The organism is Rhodanobacter denitrificans (genome assembly GCF_000230695.2).
In the GTDB taxonomy this organism is placed as follows: Bacteria; Pseudomonadota; Gammaproteobacteria; order Xanthomonadales; family Rhodanobacteraceae; genus Rhodanobacter; species Rhodanobacter denitrificans.
The window spans coordinates 3241363-3267678 of sequence record NC_020541.1 but is presented as its reverse complement, the minus strand read 5'-3'; the positions used below and the strand labels follow the sequence as shown (position 1 = coordinate 3267678).

The following is a 26316-nucleotide window of genomic DNA, read 5'->3' as shown; positions in this document are numbered from 1 at the left end:
GTGCGGACCGCCCCGCGTCCACTATCCTTGTCGATCCCTGTCGCCAGGCCGTCCTTCGCATGACCGATCTTCCGCAGCTCGCCGACCGCATCTGCTACGTGCTGGTGCGCACCTCGCATCCGGGCAATATCGGCAGCGCGGCGCGGGCGATCCGCACGATGGGTTTCACCCGGCTGGAGCTGGTCAGCCCGTATCGTTTTCCCGATCCGGAGGCGAATGCGCTGGCCGCCGGCGCGGACGACGTGCTGGCCAACGCCGGCATCCACGCCGACCTGGTGGACGGCCTGGCTGGCAGCAGCCTGGCGCTGGGCCTGTCGGCGCGCCGGCGCGGCGTGAACCTGCCGGAGATCTCCCCGCGCGAGGCGGTGCAGCAGGTGCTGGCTGCGGCGGCCCGCGGCGAGCAGGTGGCGCTGGTGTTCGGCAACGAGCGCACCGGGCTGGAGAACGAGGAGCTGGCGCGCTGCCACGCGATGGTGCGGATTCCCAGCGTGGACGACTTCAGCTCGCTCAACCTGTCGCAGGCGGTGCAGGTGATGGCCTATGAGCTGCGCGTGGCGATGCTCGGCGACGAATCGCCGGCGCCACCGCCGGAGCATGACGAGCCGCCTGCCGACGCGGTGCAGATGGAACAGTTCTACCGCCACCTGGCGCAGACGCTGGACGACATCGACTTCCACAAGGGGCGCGAGCCGACCACGATCATGTTGCGCCTGCGCAAGCTGTTCCAGCGCGCGCAGCCGGACGCGCGCGAGCTGCGCGTGCTGCACGGCATCCTCGCCGATGCGCAGCGGATGGCGGGGCTGGCGAAGCACAAGTAGCCGGCTTTTGCTCCCTCCCCCTGCGTAGCAGGGGAGGGTTGGGGTGGGGTGCTCTTCGCCAAGGCAGAGCGAGGAGCTTGACCCCCTCCTGACCTCCCCCTGCAAGCAGGGGGAGGGACCGAACCCGCAGGGCACGCGCTACCTTGCCCCTTCCCTGCGCAGCAGCGGGCAATGTCCAGCTACTGCTCGTCGTCGGACGGTTCCAGCGACGGCGCCGGGGTGACCAGCAGCTTGTCGATGCGGGCGCCGTCGAGGTCGACCACCTCGAAGCGGATGCCGTGCCAGGCGAACATCTCGCCGGTCTGCGGCACGTGGCCGAGGGCGGTCATCACCATGCCGGCGGCGGTGCGGTAGCCGTGTTCCTCCTCGCCCGGAAGCTCGCCGATCTGCAGCAATTCGCGCAGGTCGTCGGTGGACAGGCTGCCGTCGATCAGCCAGCTGCCGTCGGCGCGCCGCATGATCGGGCTGGCCTCGTTGCTGCCGGCATGGCCGATCTGGCTGGCACCGACCACGGCCGCCAGCAGGTCGTTGACGGTGACCACGCCCTCGATGTCGCCGTACTCGTCGACCACCAGCGCCAGCGGCGTCTCGGCATCGCGGAACTCCTCCAGCAGATCCAGCGCGCGCGCAGTGGCCGGCACGAACAGCGGCTTGGCCAGGTGGCCGAACAGTTCCGGCGTGCCTTCGGCGAAGCTGTGCAGCAGGCGCTTCACCTCGACCACACCGACCACCTCGCTCTCGTCGCCGCGATACACCGGGTAGCACGAGTACGGGGTTGCGCGCAGCACCTCGATGTTCTCCTCGCGGGTCGCGGCGATGTCCAGCCAGGCGATGCGCATGCGCGGGGTCATCACGCTGTCGACCGTGCGGTCGCCCAGGCGCAGCACGCGGTTGACCATGTTGTGTTCGTCCGGGTCGAGCACGCCCTGTTCGGCGCTCTCGGCGACCAGCAGCCGGATCTCCTCCTCGGTGACCACGGCGCTGCCTTGCCGGGTGACCCGCAGCAGGCGCAGCAGCAGGTTGCTCGACGCGTTCAACAGCCACACGAACGGCGCGGTCAGCCGCGACAGCAGCAGCATCGGGATCGCCACGTACGACGACACCTTTTCCGGTGCCGCCAGCGCCAGCCGCTTGGGCACCAGTTCACCGATCACGATCTGGATGAAGGAGATCAGCACGAAGCCCAGCACGATGCCAATGATCCGCGAGTACGGCAACAGCCACGCCAGCTGTTCGCCCCGCAAGGTGGCAGCGATGTGCTCGCCCAGCGCGTCGCCGGCGACCGCACCGGTGATCAGCGTCACCAGGGTGATGCCGACCTGCACGGTGGACAGGAAGTGCTCCGGCGCCTCGGCGTGCCGCAAGGCCGAGGCGGCCTTGCGGCTGTTCCGGGCCATCTGCTTGAGGCGGCTCTTGCGCGAGGCCACCAGCGCCATCTCCGACAGGGCGAAGAAGCCGTTGAACAGAGTCAGCACGAGGACGAGCGCGATTTCGGTCAGCATCGCGGTGATGATGGAGGAGGGTGCATGGGCGCAGTGTAAGGGTTGCGGGGCTTTCGCATCACCCCGGCAGGGCCGGGCATTGATGCAGGGCAGCACGACGGTCCTGTAACATTCCCGTCATCCCGTTCCCTCAGGCATGGCCCGCATGTTTTCATTGCAGACGATTTTCGGCAAAGGCGACAAGTTCTATGGCCTGCTCGAACAGAGCGCCGCCACCGTCAGCGAAAGCGCCAAGGCCCTGCACGAACTGCTGACCCAGCCCGACCGCGGCCCCGTGATGGCGGCCTTCACCGCCACCCGCGCGCGCGAGAAGACGCTGGCCGCGCAGATCAGCGAGGAGCTGGTGAACACCTTCGTCACCGCGCTGGACCGCGAGGACATCGAGGCGCTGAATTCGGCGCTGTACAAGATTCCCAAGACCATCGAGAAGTTCGCCGAGCGCTACGAGATCGTGGCCGACCGCCTGGCCGGAGTGGATTTCACCCAGCGCACGCTGGTGCTGCAGCGTTCCAGCGAGGTGGTGGTCGAGATGATCGGCGAGCTGCGCCGCGGCCTGCGCATCGACCCGGTGAAGAAGCTGCAAGACCGCCTGCAGGCACTGGAATCGGAAGGCGACCGCATGCTGTTGGCGCCGTACCGCACGCTGTACGTCGAGGGCGGCGACGTGATGCGGGCAATGCTGGCCAAGGACCTGTTCGAGCTGATCGAGAAGGCCATCGACAAGTGCCGCGACGTCGGCAACATCGTCTATTCGATCGTGCTGAAGAACTCCTGAGGCCGGGCCCGTGACCCTGCGCATTCCGCACTGCCCGGCCCCGGCGCCGCGCGTCCGCCGCCCGTCCATGGCCGGGGGCCGCGCATGAGCATCGTCATCGCGGTAGTGGTGATCGCGCTGGTCTTCACCTACATCAACGGTTTCCACGACACCGCCAATTCGATCGCCACGGTGGTGGCGACCAAGGTGCTCACCCCGGGCCAGGCGGTGCTGATGGCGGCGGGCACCAACCTGGTCGGCGCGTTCCTGGGCACCGCGGTGGCGGCCACGATCGCCTCCGGGCTGATCAACGCCGGGGTGGTCGAGATGAGCTCGCAGCTGCTGATCTGCGCGCTGCTGGGGGCGATCGTGTGGAACCTGATCACCTGGTGGCTGGGCCTGCCGTCCAGTTCCAGCCACGCACTGGTCGGTTCGCTGGTGGGCGCGGCGCTGGCCGCCTCGGACAACAACTTCGCCTCGGTGATCTGGGTGGAGGGCAGCTGGCTGAAAGGCCACGGCGTGATCCCGAAAGTGGTCATCCCGATGGTGCTGTCGCCGCTGGCCGGCTTCATCATCAGTTTCATCCTGATGGGCTCGCTGTATGCACTGCTGGCCTGGTTCGCGAACCGGCATGGCTGGTCGCGCCGGTTCGGGCGCACCCCGTTCGTCAATTTCTTCTTCGGCAAGGCGCAGATCGTCTCGGCCAGCGCGATGGGCGTGGCGCACGGCATGAACGACGCGCAAAAGAGCATGGGCATCATCGCGCTGGCGCTGGCCGGCGCCACCACCGCGCACCAGTTCGATCACCTGCCGGCGTGGCTGGGTTTCCTGCGCATCGATGGCAACCCGGCCGGTGGCTTCGAGATCCCGGTATGGGTGAAGGTGGTTTCTGCGCTGACCATGGCCGCCGGCACCGCCGGCGGCGGCTGGCGCATCATCAAGACGCTCGGCCACAAGATGGTCAAGCTGCACCCGATCAACGGCTTCGCCGCCGAGACCAGCTCGGCGGCGGTCATCCTCGCCGCCTCGGCGTTCGGCATCCCGGTGTCGACCACCCACAACGTGTCCGCCTCGATCATGGGCGTGGGCGCGGCCAAACGCTTCAACTCGATCCGCTGGTCGGTGGTCGAGCGCATGGTGTGGGCGTGGATCCTGACCCTGCCGGTCACCGCGCTGCTGGCCTATGGGCTGGTGCTGGTGTTCCGCCTGGTGGCCTGATCGGGTTCTTACAGCGCGTCGTCGCCAACGCTGATGAGTCGCTCCAGCTGATCGCCGAGCACGCCCAGTTCGCGTACCACGCGCTGCAACTCGGCACGGTCGAGGAATTCGTAGGGACGGTTTTCGCACAGGTGCAGGTAGGGCGAGCCGTCCAGGTCGGCCACCGCGAGGAAGCCGGTGCGCTGCTGCCAGTTGAAGCGCAGGCAGCGGATGGGATCGGTGCCGGCGAGCGGGCCGATCGGGGTGGATACGCGCAGGTAACGCAGCCCCGCCTCGTCCTCCAGTTCGGCCAGGTAGATGCCCTGGTAGCGATCCGGCGCCAGTTTCAGGTCGAAGCTGATCAGGTAGGGATCGTTCTGGCGCAGCTCGTGCAGGCTGCCGAGATGGGAACGCACGGCTTCGAAATGGCGCATGCGGCGGCTTCCGTCGGCGAGGGTCGGAAGCTACTCTGCCACGGATCCCCGCTAGCGTCGCGTGAACCATGAATGAGGCCGCCGCCCGTATCTACGCCGCCATCGCCGCGATTCCGCGTGGCCGCGTCGCCAGTTACGGTGCGATCGCCGCCCGCGCGGGGCTGCCGGGGCGCGCGCGGCTGGTCGGTCGGCTGCTCGGCGAGGTACCCGACGGCATGGAACTGCCGTGGTATCGCGTGCTGCGTTCCAGCGGGCACATCGCGATGCCGCCGGGCAGCCGCGGTTTCCGCGAGCAGTCGCGCCGGCTGCGCGCCGAAGGCGTGGAGGTGAAGAACGGCCGCGTGCCGCTGTCGCGCTTCGGCCTGGACGGCAATCTCGATCACGCCTTGTGGGGCATGCCGGACGCCTGAGCGGTGGCGGCGCCGACGTGCCGCCGCCGCCATTTCCGGCGGCCGGGCCGGGCCGGTTTGTTACCATGCAGTCGATGAAAGCCTCCGCCCTCGACCTGCTGCAAAGCGTTTTCGGTTACCCCAGTTTCCGCGGCCAGCAACAGGCCGTGGTCGAGCACCTCGGCGAAGGCGGTGACGCGCTGGTGCTGATGCCGACCGGTGGCGGCAAGTCGCTGTGCTACCAGATCCCCGCGTTGCTGCGCCAGGGCACCGGCATCGTGGTGTCGCCGCTGATCGCGCTGATGCAGGACCAGGTCGACGCGCTGCGCGAGGCGGGCGTGGCCGCGGCCTATCTCAACTCCAGCCTGAGCGCGGAAGCGCAGCGCGAGGTCGAGCGCCAGCTGCTGGCCGGCGAACTGAACCTGCTCTATGTCGCGCCGGAGCGGCTGCTCACGCCGCGTTTCCTGGGCCTGCTGGAAAGCATCGAGGTGGCGCTGTTCGCGATCGACGAGGCGCACTGCGTATCGCAGTGGGGCCACGATTTCCGCCCGGAATACCGCGAGCTGGCGATCCTGCACCAGCGTTTCCCGCACGCGCCGCGCATCGCGCTCACCGCCACTGCCGACCCGCGCACGCGCGAGGAGATCGTCGAGCGGCTGTCGCTGCAGCACGCCCGGCAGTTCGTGTCCAGTTTCGACCGTCCGAACATCGGCTACCGGGTCGGCCTGCGCCACAACGCGAAGCGCCAGCTCACCGAATTCCTGCAGGGCCATCAGGGCGAATCCGGCATCGTCTACTGTCTCAGCCGGCGCAAGGTGGACGACACCGCCGCATGGCTGGCCGAATCGGGCGTCGAGGCGCTGCCGTACCACGCCGGGCTGGACGCGGCGACGCGCGCGAAGAACCAGCAGCGCTTCCTGCGCGAGGACGGCGTGGTGATGGTCGCCACCGTCGCCTTCGGCATGGGCATCGACAAGCCGGACGTGCGCTTCGTGGCGCACCTGGACCTGCCGCGCAGCATCGAGGGCTATTACCAGGAGACCGGTCGCGCCGGCCGCGACGGGCTGCCGGCCGAGGCGTGGATGATCTACGGCCTGTCCGACGTGGTGACGATGAGCCAGATGATCGCGCAGTCCGAATCGGCCGACGAGCGCAAGCGGGTGGAGCGGCAGAAGCTGGAGTCGCTGCTGGCCTACGCCGAGGCCACCGGTTGTCGCCGCCAGCTGCTGCTGGGCGCGTTCGGCGAGGTCTATCCCGGCCCCTGCGGTCATTGCGACAACTGCCTCGCGCCGCCGAAGACCTGGGACGCTACGGTGCCGGCACAGAAGGCGTTGTCGGCGGTGTACCGCACCGGCCAGCGCTACGGCTCCGGCCACGTGATCGACGTGCTGCGCGGCGAGGAAACCGAGCGCGTGCTCGCCCTCGACCACCACCGGCTCAGCACCTTCGGCGTCGGCGCCGATCTCGACGAGAAGCAGTGGCGCTCGGTGTTCCGCCAGCTGCTCGCCGCCGGCCTGCTGGAAGCGGACGCCGAAGGCTACGGCACCTTGCGCCTGACCGCCGCCAGCCGCAGCGTGCTCAGCGGCGGCCGCCAGCTGAAGCTGCGCGAGGATGCCCGCCCCGAACGCGCCAGCCGGCGCCGGCGCGACAGCAAGCTGGTCACGTCGGATAAAGGCAGCGGCGGCAGCCTTGGCATCGAGGCCTACGAGCAGGAGCTGTGGGATGCGCTGCGCGCGCTGCGCACGCAACTGGCGAAGCAGCAGGGCGTGCCGCCGTACGTGGTGTTCCACGACGCCACCTTGCTGGCGATGCTGCGCGCCATGCCGGCCAACGAAGACGAGCTGGCCACCATCAGCGGTGTCGGCGAGGCCAAGCTCAAGCGCTATGGCAGCGATTTCCTGGCCGTGATCAACGCGCCGGCATAGGCTCGGCGCCATCGGCTTGCCCGCGGGCGACTGCATACGTATTCAATCGGACACGGTCGGGATCCGCAGTGCAGACTCGGGCGCATCTTGATGCCATGACGTTGGGGAGACGCGATGAGCACGATGGACATGACGGGCGACGGGCTGGGCCAGCGAGCCACCGCGCGGGTGGTGCTGATCTCGGCGGCGGCGGCGCTGGGCGGATTCCTGTTCGGTTTCGATACGGCGGTGATCAACGGCGCGGTCGACGCGGTCCGCGGCGGCTTCGCGCTGGACGCGGCGCAGATCGGCTTCGCGGTGTCCTGCGCGCTGCTCGGCTCGGCGCTGGGCGCCTGGTACGCCGGCATGCTGGCGAACCGCTTCGGCCGCGTGCGCACGATGCAGGTGGCCGCGGTGCTGCTGGTCGCCAGTGCGCTGGGTTCGGGGCTGGTGACCGCGGTGTGGGACCTGATCCTGTGGCGGCTGGTCGGCGGCATCGGCGTGGGCGTGGCCTCGGTGATCGCGCCCACCTACATTGCCGAAGTCTCGCCCGCGCACATTCGCGGCCGGCTCGGCTCGATGCAGCAACTGGCGATCGTGCTGGGCATCTTCGCCGCGCTGCTCAGCGATGCGTGGCTGGCCGGCGTGGCCGGCGGCGCGGCGCAGCCGTTGTGGTTCGGGCTGGCGGCGTGGCGCTGGATGTTCCTGGTGGCGACGCTGCCGGCGCTGGTCTACGGCACCCTGGTGCTGGGCGTGCCGGAGTCGCCGCGGCACCTGGTCGCCAAGGGCCGCCTCGACGAGGCCCGCGTGGTGCTGCGCAAGGTGTTGAACATGCACAGCGAGACAGCGCTGGACAACAAGCTGCGCGACATCGAGGACAGCCTGCGCTCGGAACACCGGCCGCGCCTGCGCGACCTGTGCGGCAAGACCGCCGGGCTGCTGCCGGTGGTGTGGATCGGCATCCTGCTGTCGGTGTTCCAGCAGTTCGTGGGCATCAACGTGATCTTCTACTACTCGTCCACGCTGTGGCATTCGGTGGGTTTCAGCGAGGCCGACTCGTTCACCATCACCGTGGTCACCTCGATCGTCAACGTGCTGGTGACCCTGGTGGCGATCGCGCTGGTCGACAAGATCGGGCGCAAGCCGCTGCTGGTGGTCGGCTCGGCCGGCATGGCGATCACCCTGGGGCTGATGGCGTGGTGCTTCTCGCAGGCTACCGGCAGCGGCGCCACGCTGAGCCTGCCCGGCGCCACCGGCATGGTGGCGCTGGTCGCGGCGAACGCCTACGTGGTGTTCTTCGGGGTGAGCTGGGGCCCGGTGGTATGGGTGCTGCTGGGCGAGATGTTTCCGAACCGGATCCGCGCCACCGCATTGGCGGTGGCCGCGGCCGCGCAGTGGCTGGCGAACTTCGCGATCACCAGCACGTTCCCCGCGCTGGCCGAGCTGGGCCTCAGCTTCGCCTACGGCCTGTACGCCGGCTTCGCGCTGCTGTCGCTGCTGTTCGTGCTGGCCGGCGTGCGCGAGACCAAGGGCATCGAGCTGGAGGACATGCGCGCATGAGGATCGTCTCTCGGCCAGCGTCGGTGGCGACATGCACCTGCCTCGATCAGCGGCAGGCGGTTTACGACAAGCGGCGTGCAAACCGGCTAGGATTTGGCACGGACGGCATGGCGTCGTCGCAAAAGCTTGCGGGTCGCGCTGCGGATGAAGGCAAAAGCCACATCGATCGACATTGCCCACCTGGCCGGGGTATCCCAGGCCACGGTGTCGCGCGCGCTGCGCGGCAGCCCGCTGGTCAATGAGGAAACCCGGCGGCGCATCCAGGCCGCCGCCGAACAGCTCAACTACAAGGTCGACAAGAACGCCTCCAACCTGCGCCGGATGCATTCCGGCACGCTGGCGCTGCTGTTCTTCGAGGACCCCACCGCCGACGAGTCGCACATCAACCCGTTCTTCCTGTCGATGCTGGGCTCGATCACCCGTGCCTGCGCGCTGCAGGGCTACGACCTGCTGATCTCGTTCCAGCAGTTCTCGCACGACTGGCACGCCGACTTCGCCGACAGCAAGAAGGCCGACGGCCTGATCCTGCTCGGCTACGGCGACTACCTGGCCTATACCGACAAGCTGGAAAAACTGGTCGCCCAAGGCACCCGCTTCGTGCGCTGGGGCGCGGTGCTGGCGGACCAGCCCGGCGTGTCGATCGGCTGCGACAACTTCCGCGGCGGCCAGGCGGTGGCCGGGCACCTGCTGGAACGCGGCTGCCGCCGCATCGCCTTCCTCGGCGACGCGTCCAGCCACTATCCGGAGTTCTTCGGCCGCTACCGCGGCTACGTCGACGCCTTGCAGCAGGCCGGCGTGGCGGTGGACCCGGCGCTGCAGGAAAACGCCGAGAGCACCGAGCGCTCCGGCTACGAGGCGATGCGCAGCCTGATCCTGCGCGAGGCCGGCTTCGACGCGGTATTCGCCGCCAGCGACCTGATCGCGATCGGCGCCATGCGCGCGCTCAGCGACCACGGCCTGCGCGTGCCGCAGGACGTGGCGCTGGCCGGCTTCGACGACATCCCCATGGCCAGCTTCGTCAACCCGCCGCTGACCACCGTGCTGCAGGACACCAAGCAGGCCGGCGAGGTGCTGGTGGACAGCCTGCTCGGGCTGATCCGCGGCGGACCGGTGGACAGCGAGGTGCTGCCGGTGAAGCTGGTGGTGCGGCGTTCCAGCCTGCGCTGAGGTCTTTAGCGCGGCGCCACTACCGCCTTCACGCACGATCGCCTAATCTGCTCGGAGCCTGTTCAGAGCCACTTGCGTGAAGGGGTGTTCGCACCATGGACCAACCACGGCTGGAGCTGGACTTTCATCAGGTATTCGAGCGGGTCACCGACGCCTGCGTGGCGCTGGATCGGGACTGGCGCTACACCTACCTGAATGCGACGGCCTGCGAGCTGTTCGGGCGCCGCGCGGAGGAGCTGATCGGCCGGCACATCTGGACCGAGTTTCCGGAGGGCGTCGGGCAGCCGTTCCACCGCGCCTACGAAAAGGCCATGGCGGAGCAATGCCCGCAGCAGATCGAGGCGTTCTATCCGCCGTACAACCGCTGGTTCGAGAACCGCATCTACCCGTCGGCGGACGGGCTGACGATCTATTTCCGTGACATCACCGAGCGCAAGCGTGCCGAACAGCTGGCGGCCGGCCAGCACGAAATCCTCGAAGGGATCGCGGCGCAGCGGCCGCTGGTGGAAAGCCTCGAACGGATCGCGCGCCTGCACGAAACGATGAACCCCGGCGCGCTGTGCTCGCTGCTGCTGCTCGACGAAGACGGCCGGCATGTGCTGCACGGCGCCGCGCCGAGTTTGCCGGAAGCGTACAGCCGGACCCTGCATGGGCTGGAGATCGGCGAGGCACACGGTTCGTGCGGTACCGCCGCGTGGCGCGGCGAGCGCGTGGTGGTGGCCGACATCGCCGGCCACCCGTACTGGGAGAACTACCGCGGGCCGGCGCTGGCGCATGGCCTCAAGGCGTGCTGGTCGACGCCGGTGTTCGGCAGCCATCACGAAGTGCTGGGCACCTTTGCGGTGTATTTCCGCGAGCCGCGCGAACCGCGAGAAGAAGAATTGCGCAGCATCGACCGCATGTTGCCGATCACCGGCATCGCGATCGAAAGCGCGCGCCTGGTCGAGCGCCTGCACGAGCGCCACCGCTTCTTCGAAATGTCGCAGGAAATCTTCTGCATCCTCGACCCGCATACTGAGCGGCTGGTGCAGTTCAACCCGTCGTTGCCGCGCCTGACCGGCTACGGCGCCAGCGAACTGACCTCGCGCAGTTACCGCGAATTCCTGCAGCCGGAAGAACCCCGCGATGGCTCCGACCCGATGGTGGTGCTGGGCCGCTCCGGCGAGCAGGTCCACGAATTCGTCAACCGCTGCCGCTGTCGCGACGGGAGCGAACGGCTGCTGGAGTGGGTCTCGTTCGCCGCGCCCGACGGGCTGCTCTATGCGGTGGCGCGCGACATCACCGAGCGGCGCCGGGTCGAGGCCGAGCTGGCGCATGCCTCCAGCCATGATCCGGTCAGCGGCCTGCCGCAGCACTTGCTGCTCGGGCGCGAGGTGGGGGACGTGTTGAAGGACTCGACGGAGCCGGTCTGGGTGCTGGTGATCGGACTGGACCGCTTCCAGGGCGTCAACGAATCGGTGGGCCACCTGACCGGCGACGATGTGCTGCGGCAGCTGGCCGGCCGCCTGCAGGCGGCGCTGGCCGGGCAGGGCCGGGTCGCACGCTTTGCCGGCGACGAGTTCGTGGTGACGGCAACCGGCCTGTCGGCCGATGGCGCACTGGCGCTGGCCGAGCGCCTGCGCGCCGCCGTGGCCGAACCGCTCGAGGGCGGCGATTACCGCCTGCTGCTGACCGCCAGCATCGGCATCAGTCATTCGCCCGACCATGGCACCGACCCGAACGACCTGCTGCGCCGGGCCGAGGCCGCGATGAACCAGGCCAAGCGGGAGGGGCGCGACCGCGTGTCCATGTTCTCGGTCGAGCAGATGCGCGACCTGGAAGACCGCCTGGTGATGGGCAACCAGCTGCGCAATGCGATCCGGCACGACGAACTGGAGCTGCACTACCAGCCGCAATACCGTGCCGCCGACCGCCGGCTGACCGGTTTCGAGGCGCTGCTGCGCTGGAACAGCCGGCAGCTCGGCCGGGTGCCGCCGGCCCGCTTCATCCCGATCGCCGAGGCGCTCGGCCTGATGCCCGAGATCGGCGAGTGGGTGCTCGATGCGGCCTGCCGGCAATTGCGCGCGTGGCTGGACCGCGGCCACCGCGGCTTCACCGTCGCGGTGAACGTGTCGGCGCAGCAACTGCAGCGTCACGGCCTGGTCGCGCAGGTTGGCGCGGCGCTGCAACGGCACGACGTGCCGCCGGCAATGCTGGACATCGAGATCACCGAAAGCTCGTTCATGGAAAACGTGTGGCGCGTGCAGCGCACGCTGGCCGAGCTGAAGGCGCTGGGCATCAGGCTGTCGCTGGACGACTTCGGCACCGGCTATTCCAGCCTGGCGTACCTGAAGCAGTTCCCGATCGACAAGCTGAAGATCGACCAGGCCTTCGTGCGTGCCCTGCCGGTGAATACCGCCGACGCGTCGATCGTGCGCACCATCATCGCGGTGGCGCACGAACTGCACATGCATGTCGCCGCCGAAGGCGTGGAGACCGCGGCACAGGTGGATTTCCTCGCCGCCGCCGGCTGCGACGAACTGCAGGGCAACCACCTCGGCCCGGCCCTGCCCGTGCTGCAGGCCGGGGAGCGCTTCGACGACGGGCACGCGTAGCGCATCGGCGGCGTTCGCTCAGGCGTTGCCGGCACGTTCCTGCAACGCCCGCAGTGTGGCGAGCGCGTGGCTGGCCGACTCGACGGGCACGAACAGGTGGTCGTGGTGCGCGGCGGCGACCACGTTGCAGCTGATGCCCGCCTCGGCCAGCGCCGTTGCCACGGCGGCGGTCAGGCCGACGGCCTGCAGGTCGGAGTGCACGCTCAGGGTGATCCACGCGGCGCGGAACAGCAGCGCCAGCCCGGCATCCTTCGCCTGCTGCTCCTCGACGATCAGGGTGAGTCCCTCGCGCTCGCGGAACGTGGCGATCGGTGCGAGCCGATCCGGCACGCTGCCGCCGGGCAGCGCGACGAACGCATACACGCCGCGGTTCAGCACGGGGTGCATCGAGTGCAGCAGTTCGGCGAGGTTCGAGACGGCGTGGCTCATGGCAGCGAATCCCTGGAACAGGCGTGATCGATCGGCGTGCCAACCGCCGCCGTCGACCTATTTCGACGGCGCCCGGCGGAACAGCCGCAGCCAGAACGCCAGCTCGAACAGCACACCGGCGAGTACCAGCACGCTGCCGACCAGCGTGGCGCCGAAGAACAGCGGGCCGAGGCCAAGGGCATAGGCGGCGACGGCCGCGAGGAAGATGGCGAACGTGATCAGGTGGCGCATGGCTTCACCTCGTTGCGTGGTGCGTGGCGTTCATGGATGGGCCGCCGGCCGCTTCGTGGCAGCAACGGCCGGCCCGCGTTTCACAGCGCGCGGCCATCGTAGTGCCGGACCGGGATGGCCGAAAGCTCGATGCCCTCGATGCAGCGGATGTTGATCGCAGCCATCGCGTTGCCCTTCGGATCGGTGCCTTCGCCGTACGGATGCATGCCGCAGACCGGGCAGAACCGGTGCTTGATGGCGTGCTTGTTGAACATGTAGCTGCTCGCCGCGTCCTCGGGCGTGAGCAGGTGGAACTTCTCGCGCGGGACGAACCAGAGCAGCGAACCCTTGCGCTGGCAGATCGAGCAGTTGCATGCCAGCGCCTCCCCGATCTCGCCTTCCACCTCGAACGCCACCCTGCCGCAGTGGCAGCTGCCTTTGTAGTTCATGGCCGTTCTCCCGATGTTCCGCGTTGTGGTGCGATGTTGGACGATGGGCCTGCGATGGATCGTGCCATGACGATATCCCGCTGCGGATCGCTGCCCAAAGGAAAGACGTGGTCGCCGACCCCGACGAAGCCGCACTTCCGGTAGAACGCGATCGCCCGCGGGTTGCGTTCCCATACGCCCAGCCAGGCCACGTCCGAGTTGCGTGCCTGCAATGCTTCGATGCAGGCGTGCATGAGGCCCTGCGCGATGCCTTTGCCATGCCACGCATCGGCGACGTAGAGCCGCTGGATCTCGCCCGGGGATTGGGCCGCAACGCAATCCGGGGTGCCATCCCAGCGCAGTTGGGCAAACCCGACCAACCCTTCGTCGCCATCGCACAGCAAGGTAAGCATGTCCGGGTTGGCAATCTCGCCTGCCTGGATCGCCTCGCTGTAGCTGACCTGGCAGTGGAGTGCCATGTCCTGCGGCGAGTTCACGGCGCCGAAGGTACTTCTGAAGGTCGCCTCTGCAAGCCGCGAGAGCGGCCCTGCGTCGCTGCGGTCGGCGGTTCGGATGACGGGCAATGGGGCCTCCGGGGGCGCTGGATGCTTGGTAGACGTAGCCAGCAAGTGGCTCAGGCGTATGACGGTAGCCTTGGAGTGGGTGGTCGCTCGCGGGCCTGGCTTGGGCATGGGGCACGTCTGAAACGTCGGGTCAGGGTGTCCGCCAAACCGTGGAAACTATCCAGGCGACATTCTCACCACGAGTGACACCAAAAGCCAAGTCATTGCCGCGATCATTCCGGCAACTAGAAAAGGTGCCAGCGCATCTGGACATATGCACAGCTGATCTGTCGTAGAGCAGTTGACCGTCAAGAAGAGGGACGAGTGTAGTCAACACTTTGTCTGGTCGCCGGCACGAGCAGGGGGCGCGGCTGCGTTGCATATCGCACAGAACGAGGCGCTATCTTTATCGCCGCGTTTCGCAGGACAGGCGCCGGTCTCAATGCTCCGGATGCCCACGCTCCTGCATCAACCGCGTCAACTCCGCCACCAAGTCCGCACGCTTCGCCGCTGCATCGAGCAGATAGACCTGCACGTCGTGCGCGGGAACGCTGGCGTGCAGGCGGCCCCCTTCGGCCACGTCGATCGCGGTGCCGCCAAGCGCCGGTGTCCAGCGGCCTGGCTGCAGGTAGTCACTGACGTCGAATGATGCGGTCGCATCGCCCTTGTTCAAAAGCACCAGCGCGATCTGGTGCGTGCCGCCCTGCTGGTACACGCGGTAGAACGCGGCCTGGTTGCCGGCGAAGCGCAGCGGCAGCATCAGGCCGCGCTGCAGCGCCGGGGTCTTCTCGCGCAGCTGGGCGATGCGCTTGAGGTGCTGGTAGATCGGGCTTTTCGGCGCGGCGACGATGCGCTGCTGGCCGTAGTAGTTGCGGTTGCCCTGGTGTTCGGCCTTGCCGCGTTCGAAGCCGGTCTCGGAGCCGTAGTAGATGGCGGGAATGCCGCGCGCGGTGAACAGGAAATTGTTGGCGTCGATGAAGCCGGCGTCGCTGGCGTTCAGGCGCGCCATGTCGTGGTTGTCGTAGAAGGTGACCAGCTCGTACGGATTCTGGTACGGCCCGTTGGTGAGGTAGAGGCGGTCGAGCAGCTGCGCGTAGTCGCTGCCGGGATGCTCGAACACCTCGGCGACGCGCCCGCGCAGCGGGAAGTCGAGCAGGCTGATGGCGCCGTTCTCGGGCCAGGTGTACTGGCCGATGTTGTCCGGGCTGTAGTCGAACGCCTCGCCGAACATGAAGAAGCCGGGGTGCTTCGCGCGGATGCGCGCGCTGAACTGCTGCCAGAACGTGGTGGACATGTGGCTGATGGTGTCGATGCGGAAGGCATCGGCGCCCTCGCCGATCCACTGGTCGTAGGCGCCCACGAAGTAGTCGAGCACGGCCGGGTTCTGGTCGTCGTTGTTGGACAGCTGCACCAGATCGTCGTAGGCGTGGTAGAAGCGGTGCAGCGGGTTGCGTGCGGGGTCGAGCCGGTACGGCGGCAGGTTCTGCTGGTCGGCGACCAGCTTGCCGTCCTTGTCGAAGATCTGGCCGTACTGCGGCTGGCGCACCGGCATGCTGAACGCGGGCGAGCCGTGGTTGGCCACGATATCCTGCACCACCTTCAGTCCCGCCTGGTGCATCGCCGCGGTGAACTGGCGGAAGTCGAGATTCTTGCTGGGCAGGTGTTCGTCGAGCTTGTAGAAGTTGACGCCCCAGTAGCCGTGGAAGCCGGTCTTGCCGCGGTCGGTGAACTTCGAGCCCCAGCTGACCGGGTCGCCGCCGGTGAACGCCTGGTCGGGGTTGTCCACGATCGGGGTGATCCACACCGCGCCGAAGCCCATGCCGCGGATGTAGCCGGCGTTGTCCAGCACGCCCTTGAAGTCGCCACCGAGATAACCGATGTTCGCGCTCTCGCCCTTCGGCGCGCCGGGTACCGGGATGTCGAAGGTGCGGTGCGTGCCGCCCTGGTCGCGGTGGTCGTTCGACGGGTCGCCGTTGACGAAGCGGTCGGTCATCACGAAGTAGATCGCGTTGGACGCGAACGGCGCGTCGGTGCCGACGAACTCGGGCGGCGTGGCAGCCTGGGCCAGGCCCGCGACCAGGGCCAATGCCAGACCTGTAATGAGGTTCTTTGTCATCGTGTTTTTCCGGTCAGTGCTTGTCTGCGACACGCACATTTGAAGGTGGGAGCCCGCTCGCGGGCGATGCTGCGGAGACGGGATTGGCTTCGCCGGAGCAAGAGCATCGCCCGCGAGCGGGCTCCTACGGTGACGAGGGGGCGGTAGGTTCGGCTACGCGCAGCGTGCACAGACCGGCGACGAGCAGGCTGGCGCCGCCCAGGCCCAGCGCCCAGATCGGCTGGTTGTGGAAGAACAGTTTCAGCAGCACGCCCAGCACGCTGGCGGCCAGCAGCTGCGGGATCACGATGAAGAAATTGAAGATGCCCATGTACACGCCCATCTTCGCCGCCGGCAGGTTGTCCGACAGCATCGCGTAGGGCAGCGAGAGGATCGAGGCCCAGGCAAAGCCCACGCCCACCATGGACACGATCAGCCAGTGCGGGTCGCGGATGACCAGGAACGAGAGCAGGCCCAGCCCGCCCAGCCACAGGTTGATGAGGTGGCTCCAGCGCAGCCCGCAGGCGCGCGCCAGCAGCGGAATGGCGATGGCCGCCAGCACGCCCACGCCGTTGTAGGTGCCCATCAGCACGCCGGCCCAGTTGGCACCTTCGTTGTAGGCCACCGAGGTGGTATCGGTGCTGCCGTAGAAGTGCCCGGCCACCGCCGGCGTGGTGTTGATCCACATGGCGAACATCGCGAACCACGAGAAGAACTGCACCCAGTTCAGCCGGCGCATCGGCAGCGGCATGCCGTGCAGGTCGCCCATGATGTGGCGCAGCGCACCGTCGCTGCGGGTCTGGCTGAGCCACACGAACAGCGCGCCGAACACCGCCAGGCCGCCGGCCAGCAGGTACAGCTCCTTCTCCAGCGCGAACTTCCCGATCAGGCCCAGCAATACCAGCCCCAACAGCAGGAACAGCGCGCCGATCTTCCACGCGCCGGCGACGCTGCCGGGCGCCTCCTCGATGCGGTTGTCGGAAAACGCTACCAGCTGCTCCGGCGGGTATTCGCGGGTGCCGAGGATGGTCCACAGCATGGCGCCCAGCAGCACGAACGCGCCGGCGTAGAAGGCGTACTTCACCGAGTGCGGCACCTCGCCTGGCGGCGCCGTGTTGGCCACGCCGAAGTGGGTGAGCAGGTAGGGCAGGAACGAGGCGACCACCGCGCCCACGCCGATGAAGACGCTCTGCATCGCGTAGCCCAGCGGGCGCTGGCGTGGCGGCAGCTGGTCGCCGACGAAGGCGCGGAACGGCTCCATCGACACGTTGAACGAGGCGTCCATGATCCACAGCAGGCCGGCGGCGATCCACAGCGTGGGCGAGTTAGGCATCGCCAGCAGCGCCAGCGTGGCCAGCACCGCCCCGGCGAAGAAGTACGGCCGGCGGCGACCGAAGCGGTTCCAGGTGCGGTCGGAGAAGTAGCCGATCACCGGCTGCACGATCAGCCCGGTGAGCGGCGCGGCGATCCACAGCACCGGGATCTGGTCCACGTTCGCGCCCAGCGTCTGGAAGATGCGGCTGACGTTCGCGTTCTGCAGCGCGAAGCCGAACTGGATGCCGAGGAAGCCGAAGCACATGTGCCAGATCTGCCAGAACGACAGCTCGGGTTTGGCGCGCGAGACCCTGCCGTCCTTCATGGCGTGCCCCGGTCGGCGGCGAGCGGAGCGATCAGCAGCGCGTGCACCTCGGCCTGGTTCAACGGGCCGCTGCTGCCGCCATTGCCGCCGCTGCCATTGTTGGCGGTGTAATGGGCGAAGTGGGCGAGGTAGCTCATGTTGAATCCGTCGTCGAGGGCGAAGCGGCAGGCGCTGCCGGCTTGCGCGGTGAACGTGCCCCAGGTGGAGCGCTGCGCACGCACGCTGTGTGGCATCACGATCGGCAGGCGCTGCGGGTCGCTGCCGGCGCAGCTGACCTCCAGCATCTTCACCGCGGCGGTGATGCCGGTGTTGATCGGGCCGTGATCGTTGGCGTAGTCCAGCGCGACGCGGTAGCGGCCGGTAGCGGGCGCGGTCCACCTGCGCGGCCAGCTGCCGTTGACCTTCGCCGTTTCGCCCACGCAGGTGTCGGGACTGTGCAGCGATTCCAGTCCGTGCGCGTCCACCCGCGTGGCGCTGAAGCAGGTCAGGCCCGGTTGCCGCGGCAGCGTCGCAGTGCCGTCGATATCGCCATGCGCGCGGCCGTTGAGATAGAGCCGCACCTTGCCCTCTGCGCTGACCCGCCAGCCATTGCCGGCGGCTTGGACGACCGGCGCGGCGGGGGCGAGCGGCGCGTACAGCGGCGCGTCGGTGCGGAGCGGTGCATCGGGCACCTGTACCGCCTTCAGCGTCACCGTGGTCGCCGTACCTTGCGTGCGGGTGCGGTCGGCGACCAGCAGGTTGCCGCTGATTTTCTCCGGCAACTGCAAGGTGATCTGCCGCTCGTGCAGGTCGAGCGTGATCGTGCGGCGCTGGCCGAACAGCATCGGCACCAGCGCGGTCGGCAGCTTCGGCTCAACGCTGCCGTCCTCGTTCAGGCCGAACACGCCTTCGGTGACCACCGCCAGCGCCGCCGCCACCGACCACAGCTGGCGGGGTGAATTCACCACCGGGCCGCTGAGTTTGCCTTCGTCCACGTGCTGGCCCTGGGTCAGCAGCTCGTAGTTCTCCATGTTGGAGCCATACAGCGCGGCGCCGCGCAGCACCGACTCGATCTCGTGCGCGATGCGCGCGGGTTGTTCGGTAAGGCGCGCGGCGCGCAGCGCGTAGGCGCTGACGAACGGCCAGATCGCGCGGTTGTGATAGATCGGCTGGTCGGCACGCTCGGGCCAGATCACCGGGCTGCCCGCGGGCCACGTTGGGTAGTTCGCCAGCGCCTGCTTCGCGCGTTCGCCGCCGGCCACGCCGCTGTCGATCGCCAGCGCGATGCCGAGCAGGTCGTAGCTGTCGTACGGTGTGCCGTCGCCGCTGAGGTAGCTCATGTACATGCCGCGCTCGGCGCGCCAGAAGTGCGCGTTGATCGCTGCCTTCAGCGCCGCCGCGTCGGCGCGGTAGCCGGCGGCGGCTTTCGCGTCATGGTGGGTGTCGGCCAGGTTCGCGGCCAGCTGCAGCGCCTGGTAATGCAGCACGTTGGTGGACAGCGCGTAGGACTGCGCGATGAAGGTCACCTCGTCCGCCGTCCACGCGGGGTAGCTCTGTTCGCGCCAGTCGAGGAACGAGGTCTCGCCGCGGTACAGGCCGAAGCCGGCGTCGAACGCGTACTGGCGATCCTGCGCCAGGGTGGCGTCGAGCGCGCGGTAGACGTCGTCGGCAAAGGCCTGGTCGTCGAGCAGGTGGCGCGCGCCGAGGAACCACACCACGCGGTCGGTGCTGATCGGCCAGCTGCCGCCGGAGCCGGTGTCCTGCATCGGGTAAAGCCGTTTGGGAGCCGGGCCCTGCGGCGCGGACGCAACGCGCACGCCGGACAGCTTGAACTTCAGCCCGTTGCGCGAGCGCGCGGGGTCGAAGCGCCACAGGCCCAGGTCGATCGCGTAGGACAGGTCGCGCGTCCACACGTACGGCCACTTCAGGCCGGTCTCGAAACACTGGCAGGGGATCGGCTGGCCGTGGTCGAACGCGCCGTCGCGGATCGCGCTGACCGAATCCTGCTTCAGGTCGTCCTGCGCCATCGCGAACAGGCCGTCGAACAGCGGGCTGGCGGTTTGCGTGGCGAGCGGCTGCGCCGCGATCGTGCGCTGGCCGTAGGGCCACGCCAGCGTGTAACCCTGCTGCGCGTCGCGGCTGATGGCGACGTGCACGCCGTGCCAGTCCAGTCCGTCGTGCCAGTCCGGCGCCACTGCGCCCGCTGCCAGCGCGGCGGCCAGGGCGATGCTCAACATGCGCGTGCCGTACGTGGCCCGTGCTGGGTGATGTGCTCGATCGGCATGTCCCCTCCTGCAGCTGTGGTGTCGCGCCGGCACGCCGCCCGCGGCTGCGGTCGGGCGGTTCGTGCGGGTTGCCAACGCATGGTAGATAGCGTCGCACTGCAGCAACCAGCCCATGCATACGTATTCATGCGCCGCGCGGAAGGGCGGTGCGTGCGGGCGCGCGGCGGCCGGGCCGCGCCCCCGGGCGTCCCGCGGGCCTCAGCGCAACTCGATCACCACCAGTCCTTGCACCGGCACGTCGATCGCGAGCTTGCCGCTGTGCACATCCATCGTCTCCGGCGCGGCCAGCGCGCCGGCTGCGCGCAGTTGGGCGATCTGCGCGCGGCTGGGGGAGTCGGGGCGGCCCATGCGGTCGAACGCGGCGACGGCGTTGCCGTGGGTTTCGTCCACGCGCCAGACCGTGGCGCGGGCGGCGGCGGGCAGGTGCTTCACGGCGACGTCGAAGCGCTTCGGCGTGCCGGCGGGTTTGCCCGGGGTGTAGCTGGCGGTGTCGCCGACGGGCGGGGCGTAGTTCCACAGTGCGATCACCAGCGTGCCGTCGCCGCGGCGGGTGACCAGGGCGGAATCGGACTTGGTCGCCAGCTGCCGCTCGCCCAGCTTGTGCAGGAGCGCGAACGCGTTGAACGCGGGTTTGGTGATGCGGTTGGCGGCGATCAGGCCGAAACCGCCGTAGAACGGGTTGCGCACGATGCCCTGTTCCTCGAACACGTCGGAGAACGACCAGTAGCTCATCGCCTCGACCTTGCCCGCGCACTGGCGGATGGTGTTGGCCAGCCACGGCCCCATGAACACGGTGTCGGTGACGTTCGGCAGGTTGGCGTAGCTGGCGTTGTACTCGCTGAAGATCAGCGGCAGGTGCGGGTAGGGCGAGGCGGCGATTTCCCGGTGCACCTTGTCCACCGCGCGGCAGACCATGTCGGCGCGCGGGATCTTCTCGTCGCTGTGGAACACGTTGTCGGCGGTGTCGTCGCCGTAGACGTGGCTGCTGACGAAATCGACCGGCACCTTGCTCTTGTGCGCGTGGGCGAGGAAGTCGCCGGCCCACGCCGCCTGCGCGGTGGCCGGGCCGCCCACACGCAGGCGCGGGCTGACCGCCTTCAGCGCGCGCGCGGTGTGGTCGTACAGGGTGAAGTAGCTCGCCTGCGCCGGCTGGCCGGTCCAGAAACCGATGTTCGGCTCGTTCCACACCTCGAAGTACCAGCTGGCCACCTCGTCGATGCCGTAGCGCTCGACCAGGTGTTTGGCCAATGCGCCGATCATCGCGTCCCACTCGGTATAGTCCTTCGGCGGCGCGACGTTCGGGTGGTACCAGAACGGGTGCAGCGCGGCGGGGTCGGAAGTCAACTCCGGCGGCATGAAGCCGAGTTCGACGAACGGCTTGAAGCCGTGCTCGAGCAGGCCGTCGTAGATCTGGTCGACGTAGGAGAAGTTGTAGGAGATCCTGCCTTGCGCGTCGCGCTGCACCAGGCCCACGTCGTGGTCGAGGATGCCGTGGAAGCGGATGTAGCCGACGCCGGTGGCCTGGTGCACGGCGTCCAGGTCCTTGCGGTAGTCGTCGCGCAGCGCCAGCGCGGCGCGGCCGGAGCCCAGCATCTGTTCCCAGAAATGCGGGAACGGCGTGCCTTGCGCGCGGGCGTCGACGTGCAGGCTGACGGCGGTCGTGGCGGGCGGCGCCGCGACCGCCGTGCCGGCGAGCAGCAGGGCGGCTGCGCAAAGGCCCAGGGCCAGCTGGCGAAGCGAGGCGGAAAGAGTCATGGCGGGGGGTCCTGTTCGACGCCTGGATGGCGCGGGGCGGGGAAGCGGGCCAAGCCCGCAACCGTCAGGATGTAAACGTTTACATCGTGCGGCAGTGTCCTACACGCGAGCGGCGGCGTCCAGCGGCGGCGCGGCAAACGCGCGGCGCCGCCGTGGGCCGCCTTCACTGCGCCAGAATCGCCCCGTAGTGGCCGTTCACCGCCACGCTGATCTGGCCGTTCTGCACGGTGTAGTGGGTGCCCGAGATCAGCTCGGTGACCGTGCTGCCGTTGGTCATGCTCAGCTGCCACACCGGTACCGTTACCGTGTGCGTCACCGAGTCGTTGTTGAGCGCCACCGCGATGCGGTTGCTCGCGTCGAAGCGGCCGTAGGCGTACAGCTTGCTGGTGTCGTTGGTGAGCAGGGTCATGAACGAGCCGGTGCGCAGCGCCGGGTAGGCGTTGCGGATCGCGACCAGTTTCTTGGTCAGCGCCACCGCGCTGTTGGTCGCGGTGCCCACGCTCCAGTCGAACGTGCGGCGGTTGTCCGGGTCGGCGCCGCCTTGCATGCCGTACTCGTCGCCGTAGTAGATGGTCGGCGTGCCGACGTAGGTCATCTGGAAGAACAGCGCCAGGTAGGTCTTCCAGATGTCGCCGCCGGCGCGGTTGCCGAAGCGGCTGATGTCGTGGCTGGAGAGGAAGTTGCTCATCGCCTGCTGCACGTTGGTCGGGTAATTCGCGCGGGTGCCGTGCAGCCAGCTGTCGAACTGCGAGACCGGGATGCTCGCCGCATTGCCGCCGTAGTCCCGGCCGGTGATCCACTCCGACACCGGCTGGGTGAAGCCGTCGTAGTTCATTGCGCCGTCCCACTGGTCGCCGCCGGCGGTCCACGGGCCGGCGTTGCCCCAGAACTCGCCGAGGATGTCGGCGTTGGCGTTGACCGACTTCACCGCGCTGCGCAGCTCGGCCATGATCTGGTGGTTGGCGGTATCGCTGCCGTTGCCGCCGCCGGCGTCGAGGTACTGCGCCGCATCGAGGCGCCAGCCGTCGATCGAATAAGGCGACTTCAGCCAGGTCTGCACTACCGAGCCGGTACCGCCGTAGATTGCGTTGCGCACCGCCGAGCCGCTGGCACCGTAGTCCAGTTTGGGCATGGACGAGAAGCCGAAGAACGCGGAATACGTGTTCGGCCAGCTCTGGAAGGTGTAGTAGCCGTAGGTCGGGCTGGACTGCGACTCGTAGGCGCCGGTGAGGCCGGTCCACCAGTTGTAGCGGTCGAACCACTTGTGGGTGTCGCCGGTGTGGTTGAACACGCCGTCGAGCACCAGGTAGCCCTTCGGCCCGTTGGCGGTCGAGTGGAGGTCCGCGCTCAGCGTCTGCAGCGTGGCGTTGCTGCCGAACGCCGGGTCCACCGTCATGTAATCCTCGGTGTCGTACTTGTGGTTGCTCGGCGAGAGGAACACCGGGTTGAGGTAGACGATGTCGGCGCCGACCGTGTTCTTGATGTAGCCCAGCTTCTGGTCGATGCCGGCCAGGTCGCCGCCGAAGAACACGGCGGTGTTGCAGCCGCTGACGTTGGCCACCACGCTCGACCCCCAGGCATGCTTCTCGGTGGCGCAGCCGGCGTAGGTGTACTGGCCGTTGCCCACGTCGTTGCCGGCGTCGCCGTTGTAGAAGCGGTCCGGGAAGATCTGGTACATCACGCCGTTCTTCATCCATGCCGGGGTGGTGAAGCCCGGGAGGATGAAGAAGTCGCCGGAGGACGGCTCGGCGGAGGTCGTACCCGCGGCGTTGAGCCAGGCCGTCGCGCTGCCGTCGTTGATCTGGAAGCGGTAGTACTTCTTCGAGGCGCTGGCCGGGATGGTGCCTTTCCAGAAATCGAAATTGCCGGTGGCGTCGTTCGCCGACCAACTCATCGCCACCCAGTGGAACGCGCCGTCGGCGCTGTCGTAGTACTTGATGTTGGCGCTGCTGATGTCGCCCTTGAAGGTGCGCAGGGTCAGCGTGACCGCCTGCGCGGCGGTCGGCTCGACGTGGTTGTCGTAGAGCGGGCCCTGGTCGTGGAACAGGCCATTCCATTCCACGTTGTTGTCGTTGCTGGCGGCGCGTGCCTGGTCATGGATGGCCGGCAGTGCATAGAGCGTCAGCGCCGCAGCGAGCGCGCATGCCAGGGTGGATACCGAGCCGTGTGTTGCCTTGCCTTGATTGCCCATCGAACGCCCCTCCGCAGGTGGATGGAACCGGCCTGCCGCAGGCAAGCCGGGGTTCTTGCGCTTTCAGGAAACCAGGGCGCTTCGCCGCCTACATGGCGAGCGTGACCCGCGTGGCGCGCCCTGCCGTCACCCGCACCCAGGTGACCTCGCCGTAGCGGTCGCGGCCGCTCGCCCAGCCTTCGCCGCCGGACTGCTGCAGCGCCTCCAGGTCCGGGAACGACTTCAGCTTGCCGCTGACGCGGGCGACCGCGCCGCCGTGGATCTTCAACAGGTAGAAGCGCAGCGCCGGCTTGAAGCTGCCGCTCGCCTTGCCGATGTTCAACTGCACCGTGGCGCCCTGGCGCTGCACCGACAGCGGCTGCAGGAAGTACGCGCCGCGCTCGTAGTCGTAGCTGGCGCCGTCGTCGTCGTAGTAGTCGAAGGTGCTGCGCTGCGCGGCGGGGAACACGTCGACGTCGAGCCGGGTCAGCGGCCGTTCGCCCACGTAGTCCACCGGATCGGGGCGGGTGGGGATGATCGCGCCCTCGCGGACGAACAGCGGGATATCGCTCCACGTCTTGCTGTCGATGGCCAGACGGATGGTCTGGCCGCCGTCGTACGTCTTGCCGCTGAACCAGTCGGTCCAGCGCCCGGCGGGAAGATAGATGTCCTTGGCGGTCTGGCCCTCGACCACCACCGGCGAGGCCAGCAGCCAGTCGCCGAACAGCCAGCTGTCGACGTCGTTGCGCAGCTTCGGGTCGTGCGGCCAGTCGAACAGCAGCGGGCGCACCAGGCCGACGCCGGTGGCGCGGCGTGCGTGCTCGTAGCTGTAGATGTACGGGACCAGCGCGTAGCGCAGGCGGATCGCATCGGTTGCGGCTTTTTCAGCAACCGGGCCGTATACCCACGGCTGGCGCTTCTGGCCCAGCTCGCCGTGCACGCGGAAGATCGGCGTGAACGCGCCGAACTGGATCCAGCGCGCGTAGTTTTCCGGCGTCGGCGTGCCGTCCTTGAAACCGCCGCCGTCCATGCCCCATTGCATCGCGCCCACGTTGATCGCGCTGAGCATGCGCGCGCGCTGGCCGGCCATGCTGGCGAAGCCGGTGGGGATGTCGCCGGACCACAGGCCGTAGGCGTAGCGCTGCGAGCCCAGCCAGAAGTTGCGGTTGATCGACCACACGCGCAGGTTCGAGACGGCGCGCTGGCTGTCGTACAGCGCGCGCTGCATGTTCATGAACTCGGTATCGCTGCCGACGGTGTCCGCCTCGTCGTTCCACCAGCCGGCGATGCCGTGGTCGTAGCCGTACTTGATCGCCAGTTCGCCGAACCAGCGGCGCGCGGCGGGGAGGTCGAAGTCGATGTCCTGCACCGGTTTGTGCGAGAAGTAGTCGTCGCTGACCTTCTCGTCCGGCACCCAGAAACCGTGCGCGCTGGCGTAGCGTCCCTCCACCGTGTCGAGGTGGATGCGCGGCTTCATGATGCCGGTCAGGCGGATGCCGCGGGCGTCCATCTGCTTCTTCAGGGCGCCGCTGGGGCCGTCGGGGAACTTGGCCGGGTTCCAGCGGAACTCGCCGTAGTCGTCCTCGCCCCACGCCTTCCAGTCGAAGTCCAGCGTGATGTTGTCGAGCGGAATGTGTTTGGCGCGGTAGGTGTCGACGATCTGCAGCAGTTCCTGCTGGTCGATGCCCCACTGGCTGTTGGTGAAGCCCATCGCCCACTTCGGGAACAGCGGGCTGCGGCCGCTGAGTTGGGCCAGCTCGGCGAAGATCTGCGCGGGCGTGCCGAGCAGGATGTAGTAGTCGGCCTGCCGGCGCGCGGCGTCGACGGCGCTGATGGTGCCCGGCGCCAGGGTGAAGCTGGCGCCGTCGCTGTCCAGCAGCACGCCGTAGCCGGCGCTGCTCCACACGAACGGCGCGCCGGCGTGGCCCTGCTCGCCAGACATGGCCACTTGCTTGCCGTTGCGCAGCATGCCGGCCGAGGCATCTTCGGTGGCGTTGTAGCCGCCGATGCCGTACAGCGCGTCGCGCGGGTCGTGGCGCAGGTTCAGTGCGCCGGATGGTGCGGCGTCGAGGTCAATCTGCAGCAGTGGCCGCTGCTGCGCGTCGTCGATCCGCAGCTGGCGCTGCTGCCGGTCCCTGCGCACCGAGCCGCGCTCGCTGGCGAGCACCGGCCCGTTCGCGCCGTCGTCGCTGCGCCGGGCATCGAAGGTGCCCGGGCGGGCGGCGGGGTCGAGCACCAGCGCGGGCGCCGCGGCGGCGTGCGGGTGCTGCACGTGCACGATGCCGGGCGCGACGAAGCGCACGATGAGCTGGCCGCCCTGGGTGTCGATGCTGATGCCGTGCCTGACAGTCGTATCCATGAGCGGTGCCGGTGAAGTCGTTGCGGGGGACGCAGGCGCCTGGGCGATGCCGGCGCCGAGCGGAGCCAGGGCAAGGCCGAGGCAC

Annotated in this window: 20 protein-coding genes; 8 read left to right on the top strand and 12 right to left on the bottom strand. The window is 68.5% G+C overall.

Going from position 1 to position 26316, the window contains the following annotated elements; genetic code table 11:
- Positions 1–59 precede the first annotated feature (59 nt).
- A complete protein-coding gene (locus R2APBS1_RS15150) occupies positions 60–818 on the top strand; it encodes an RNA methyltransferase (protein WP_015448600.1) in 759 nt (252 codons plus the stop codon).
- A gap of 179 nt (positions 819–997) precedes the next feature.
- On the opposite strand, the gene R2APBS1_RS15145 is transcribed toward R2APBS1_RS15150, so the two are convergent.
- Positions 998–2320 carry a hemolysin family protein gene (locus R2APBS1_RS15145; protein WP_015448599.1) on the bottom strand — a complete coding sequence of 441 codons (1323 nt, stop codon included), beginning with the start codon at positions 2318–2320 and terminating at the stop codon, positions 998–1000.
- A 145-nt stretch (positions 2321–2465) separates the two neighbouring features.
- On the opposite strand from R2APBS1_RS15145, the gene R2APBS1_RS15140 reads away from it, so the two are divergent.
- Positions 2466–3095 (top strand): DUF47 domain-containing protein, encoded by a 630-nt coding sequence (locus R2APBS1_RS15140; protein WP_007511546.1) that lies wholly within the window; start codon positions 2466–2468, stop codon positions 3093–3095.
- A gap of 84 nt (positions 3096–3179) precedes the next feature.
- Positions 3180–4292, top strand: a complete 1113-nt coding sequence (locus R2APBS1_RS15135; RefSeq protein WP_007511544.1) for an inorganic phosphate transporter — start codon at positions 3180–3182, stop codon at positions 4290–4292.
- An 8-nt stretch (positions 4293–4300) separates the two neighbouring features.
- Here the strand turns inward: R2APBS1_RS15135 and R2APBS1_RS15130 are convergent, their stop codons facing one another.
- A complete protein-coding gene (locus R2APBS1_RS15130) occupies positions 4301–4705 on the bottom strand; it encodes a hypothetical protein (RefSeq protein WP_007511542.1) in 405 nt (134 codons plus the stop codon).
- 68 nt (positions 4706–4773) lie between these two features.
- Here R2APBS1_RS15130 and R2APBS1_RS15125 point away from each other — a divergent pair, with 68 nt between their 5' ends.
- The 5 genes from R2APBS1_RS15125 to R2APBS1_RS15105 all read left to right on the top strand — a co-directional run bounded on the left by R2APBS1_RS15125 (position 4774) and on the right by R2APBS1_RS15105 (position 12319).
- Positions 4774–5115: an MGMT family protein gene (locus R2APBS1_RS15125; protein WP_015448598.1), complete on the top strand. Its 342-nt coding sequence runs from the start codon at positions 4774–4776 to the stop codon at positions 5113–5115.
- A gap of 74 nt (positions 5116–5189) precedes the next feature.
- Entirely contained in the window at positions 5190–7019 is a 1830-nt protein-coding gene (recQ, locus tag R2APBS1_RS15120; RefSeq protein WP_027485004.1) for a DNA helicase RecQ, read from the top strand.
- 114 nt (positions 7020–7133) lie between these two features.
- Positions 7134–8558 (top strand): sugar porter family MFS transporter, encoded by a 1425-nt coding sequence (locus R2APBS1_RS15115; RefSeq protein ID WP_015448596.1) that lies wholly within the window; start codon positions 7134–7136, stop codon positions 8556–8558.
- Between the two features lie 144 nt (positions 8559–8702).
- Complete coding sequence (locus R2APBS1_RS15110; RefSeq protein WP_015448595.1) at positions 8703–9725, top strand: LacI family DNA-binding transcriptional regulator; 1023 nt, start codon at positions 8703–8705, stop codon at positions 9723–9725.
- Between the two features lie 95 nt (positions 9726–9820).
- The gene (locus R2APBS1_RS15105; protein WP_015448594.1) at positions 9821–12319 is read left to right on the top strand and encodes a sensor domain-containing protein; all 2499 of its coding nucleotides are present in this window, start codon (positions 9821–9823) and stop codon (positions 12317–12319) included.
- A gap of 18 nt (positions 12320–12337) precedes the next feature.
- Here R2APBS1_RS15105 and R2APBS1_RS15100 read toward each other — a convergent pair whose 3' ends face one another.
- From R2APBS1_RS15100 to R2APBS1_RS15055, 10 genes are all read right to left on the bottom strand, one after another.
- On the bottom strand, positions 12338–12748 hold the full coding sequence (locus tag R2APBS1_RS15100) for an ACT domain-containing protein (RefSeq protein ID WP_007511531.1): 411 nt from the start codon (positions 12746–12748) through the stop codon (positions 12338–12340).
- A gap of 57 nt (positions 12749–12805) precedes the next feature.
- Positions 12806–12979 (bottom strand): hypothetical protein, encoded by a 174-nt coding sequence (locus tag R2APBS1_RS15095; protein WP_015448593.1) that lies wholly within the window; start codon positions 12977–12979, stop codon positions 12806–12808.
- 80 nt (positions 12980–13059) lie between these two features.
- Positions 13060–13407, bottom strand: coding sequence for a GFA family protein (locus tag R2APBS1_RS15090; protein ID WP_007511530.1), 348 nt, complete (start codon positions 13405–13407; stop codon positions 13060–13062).
- Positions 13404–13970 (bottom strand): GNAT family N-acetyltransferase, encoded by a 567-nt coding sequence (locus tag R2APBS1_RS15085; RefSeq protein ID WP_015448592.1) that lies wholly within the window; start codon positions 13968–13970, stop codon positions 13404–13406. Before R2APBS1_RS15085 ends, R2APBS1_RS15090 begins: the two co-directional genes overlap by 4 nt.
- Before the next feature lie 418 nt (positions 13971–14388).
- Positions 14389–16065, bottom strand: coding sequence for an alpha-amylase family glycosyl hydrolase (locus tag R2APBS1_RS15080; RefSeq protein WP_015448591.1), 1677 nt, complete (start codon positions 16063–16065; stop codon positions 14389–14391).
- Between the two features lie 124 nt (positions 16066–16189).
- Positions 16190–17683 (bottom strand): MFS transporter, encoded by a 1494-nt coding sequence (locus R2APBS1_RS15075; RefSeq protein WP_015448590.1) that lies wholly within the window; start codon positions 17681–17683, stop codon positions 16190–16192.
- Positions 17680–19899 carry an alpha-L-rhamnosidase-related protein gene (locus R2APBS1_RS15070; protein WP_015448589.1) on the bottom strand — a complete coding sequence of 740 codons (2220 nt, stop codon included), beginning with the start codon at positions 19897–19899 and terminating at the stop codon, positions 17680–17682. The genes R2APBS1_RS15075 and R2APBS1_RS15070 overlap by 4 nt, the downstream gene beginning before the upstream one ends.
- Before the next feature lie 246 nt (positions 19900–20145).
- The gene (locus R2APBS1_RS15065) at positions 20146–21702 is read right to left on the bottom strand and encodes a GH39 family glycosyl hydrolase (RefSeq protein ID WP_015448588.1); all 1557 of its coding nucleotides are present in this window, start codon (positions 21700–21702) and stop codon (positions 20146–20148) included.
- A 163-nt stretch (positions 21703–21865) separates the two neighbouring features.
- Positions 21866–23893: a glycoside hydrolase family 13 protein gene (locus tag R2APBS1_RS15060; RefSeq protein ID WP_015448587.1), complete on the bottom strand. Its 2028-nt coding sequence runs from the start codon at positions 23891–23893 to the stop codon at positions 21866–21868.
- A gap of 88 nt (positions 23894–23981) precedes the next feature.
- Positions 23982–26231, bottom strand: a complete 2250-nt coding sequence (locus R2APBS1_RS15055; RefSeq protein WP_041676802.1) for a glycoside hydrolase family 31 protein — start codon at positions 26229–26231, stop codon at positions 23982–23984.
- Positions 26232–26316: the final 85 nt, after the last annotated feature.

What these genes read in the sequence shown, in the direction of transcription:
- R2APBS1_RS15150 (WP_015448600.1), top strand. Translation starts at nt 60, where the DNA reads ATGACCGATCTTCCGCAGCTCGCCGACCGCATCTGCTACGTGCTGGTG.
- R2APBS1_RS15145 (WP_015448599.1), bottom strand. Translation starts at nt 2,320, where the DNA reads ATGCTGACCGAAATCGCGCTCGTCCTCGTGCTGACTCTGTTCAACGGC.
- R2APBS1_RS15140 (WP_007511546.1), top strand. Translation starts at nt 2,466, where the DNA reads ATGTTTTCATTGCAGACGATTTTCGGCAAAGGCGACAAGTTCTATGGC.
- R2APBS1_RS15135 (WP_007511544.1), top strand. Translation starts at nt 3,180, where the DNA reads ATGAGCATCGTCATCGCGGTAGTGGTGATCGCGCTGGTCTTCACCTAC.
- R2APBS1_RS15130 (WP_007511542.1), bottom strand. Translation starts at nt 4,705, where the DNA reads ATGCGCCATTTCGAAGCCGTGCGTTCCCATCTCGGCAGCCTGCACGAG.
- R2APBS1_RS15125 (WP_015448598.1), top strand. Translation starts at nt 4,774, where the DNA reads ATGAATGAGGCCGCCGCCCGTATCTACGCCGCCATCGCCGCGATTCCG.
- recQ (WP_027485004.1), top strand. Translation starts at nt 5,190, where the DNA reads ATGAAAGCCTCCGCCCTCGACCTGCTGCAAAGCGTTTTCGGTTACCCC.
- R2APBS1_RS15115 (WP_015448596.1), top strand. Translation starts at nt 7,134, where the DNA reads ATGAGCACGATGGACATGACGGGCGACGGGCTGGGCCAGCGAGCCACC.
- R2APBS1_RS15110 (WP_015448595.1), top strand. Translation starts at nt 8,703, where the DNA reads ATGAAGGCAAAAGCCACATCGATCGACATTGCCCACCTGGCCGGGGTA.
- R2APBS1_RS15105 (WP_015448594.1), top strand. Translation starts at nt 9,821, where the DNA reads ATGGACCAACCACGGCTGGAGCTGGACTTTCATCAGGTATTCGAGCGG.
- R2APBS1_RS15100 (WP_007511531.1), bottom strand. Translation starts at nt 12,748, where the DNA reads ATGAGCCACGCCGTCTCGAACCTCGCCGAACTGCTGCACTCGATGCAC.
- R2APBS1_RS15095 (WP_015448593.1), bottom strand. Translation starts at nt 12,979, where the DNA reads ATGCGCCACCTGATCACGTTCGCCATCTTCCTCGCGGCCGTCGCCGCC.
- R2APBS1_RS15090 (WP_007511530.1), bottom strand. Translation starts at nt 13,407, where the DNA reads ATGAACTACAAAGGCAGCTGCCACTGCGGCAGGGTGGCGTTCGAGGTG.
- R2APBS1_RS15080 (WP_015448591.1), bottom strand. Translation starts at nt 16,065, where the DNA reads ATGACAAAGAACCTCATTACAGGTCTGGCATTGGCCCTGGTCGCGGGC.
- R2APBS1_RS15075 (WP_015448590.1), bottom strand. Translation starts at nt 17,683, where the DNA reads ATGAAGGACGGCAGGGTCTCGCGCGCCAAACCCGAGCTGTCGTTCTGG.
- R2APBS1_RS15070 (WP_015448589.1), bottom strand. Translation starts at nt 19,899, where the DNA reads ATGTTGAGCATCGCCCTGGCCGCCGCGCTGGCAGCGGGCGCAGTGGCG.
- R2APBS1_RS15065 (WP_015448588.1), bottom strand. Translation starts at nt 21,702, where the DNA reads ATGACTCTTTCCGCCTCGCTTCGCCAGCTGGCCCTGGGCCTTTGCGCA.
- R2APBS1_RS15060 (WP_015448587.1), bottom strand. Translation starts at nt 23,893, where the DNA reads ATGGGCAATCAAGGCAAGGCAACACACGGCTCGGTATCCACCCTGGCA.
- R2APBS1_RS15055 (WP_041676802.1), bottom strand. Translation starts at nt 26,231, where the DNA reads ATGGATACGACTGTCAGGCACGGCATCAGCATCGACACCCAGGGCGGC.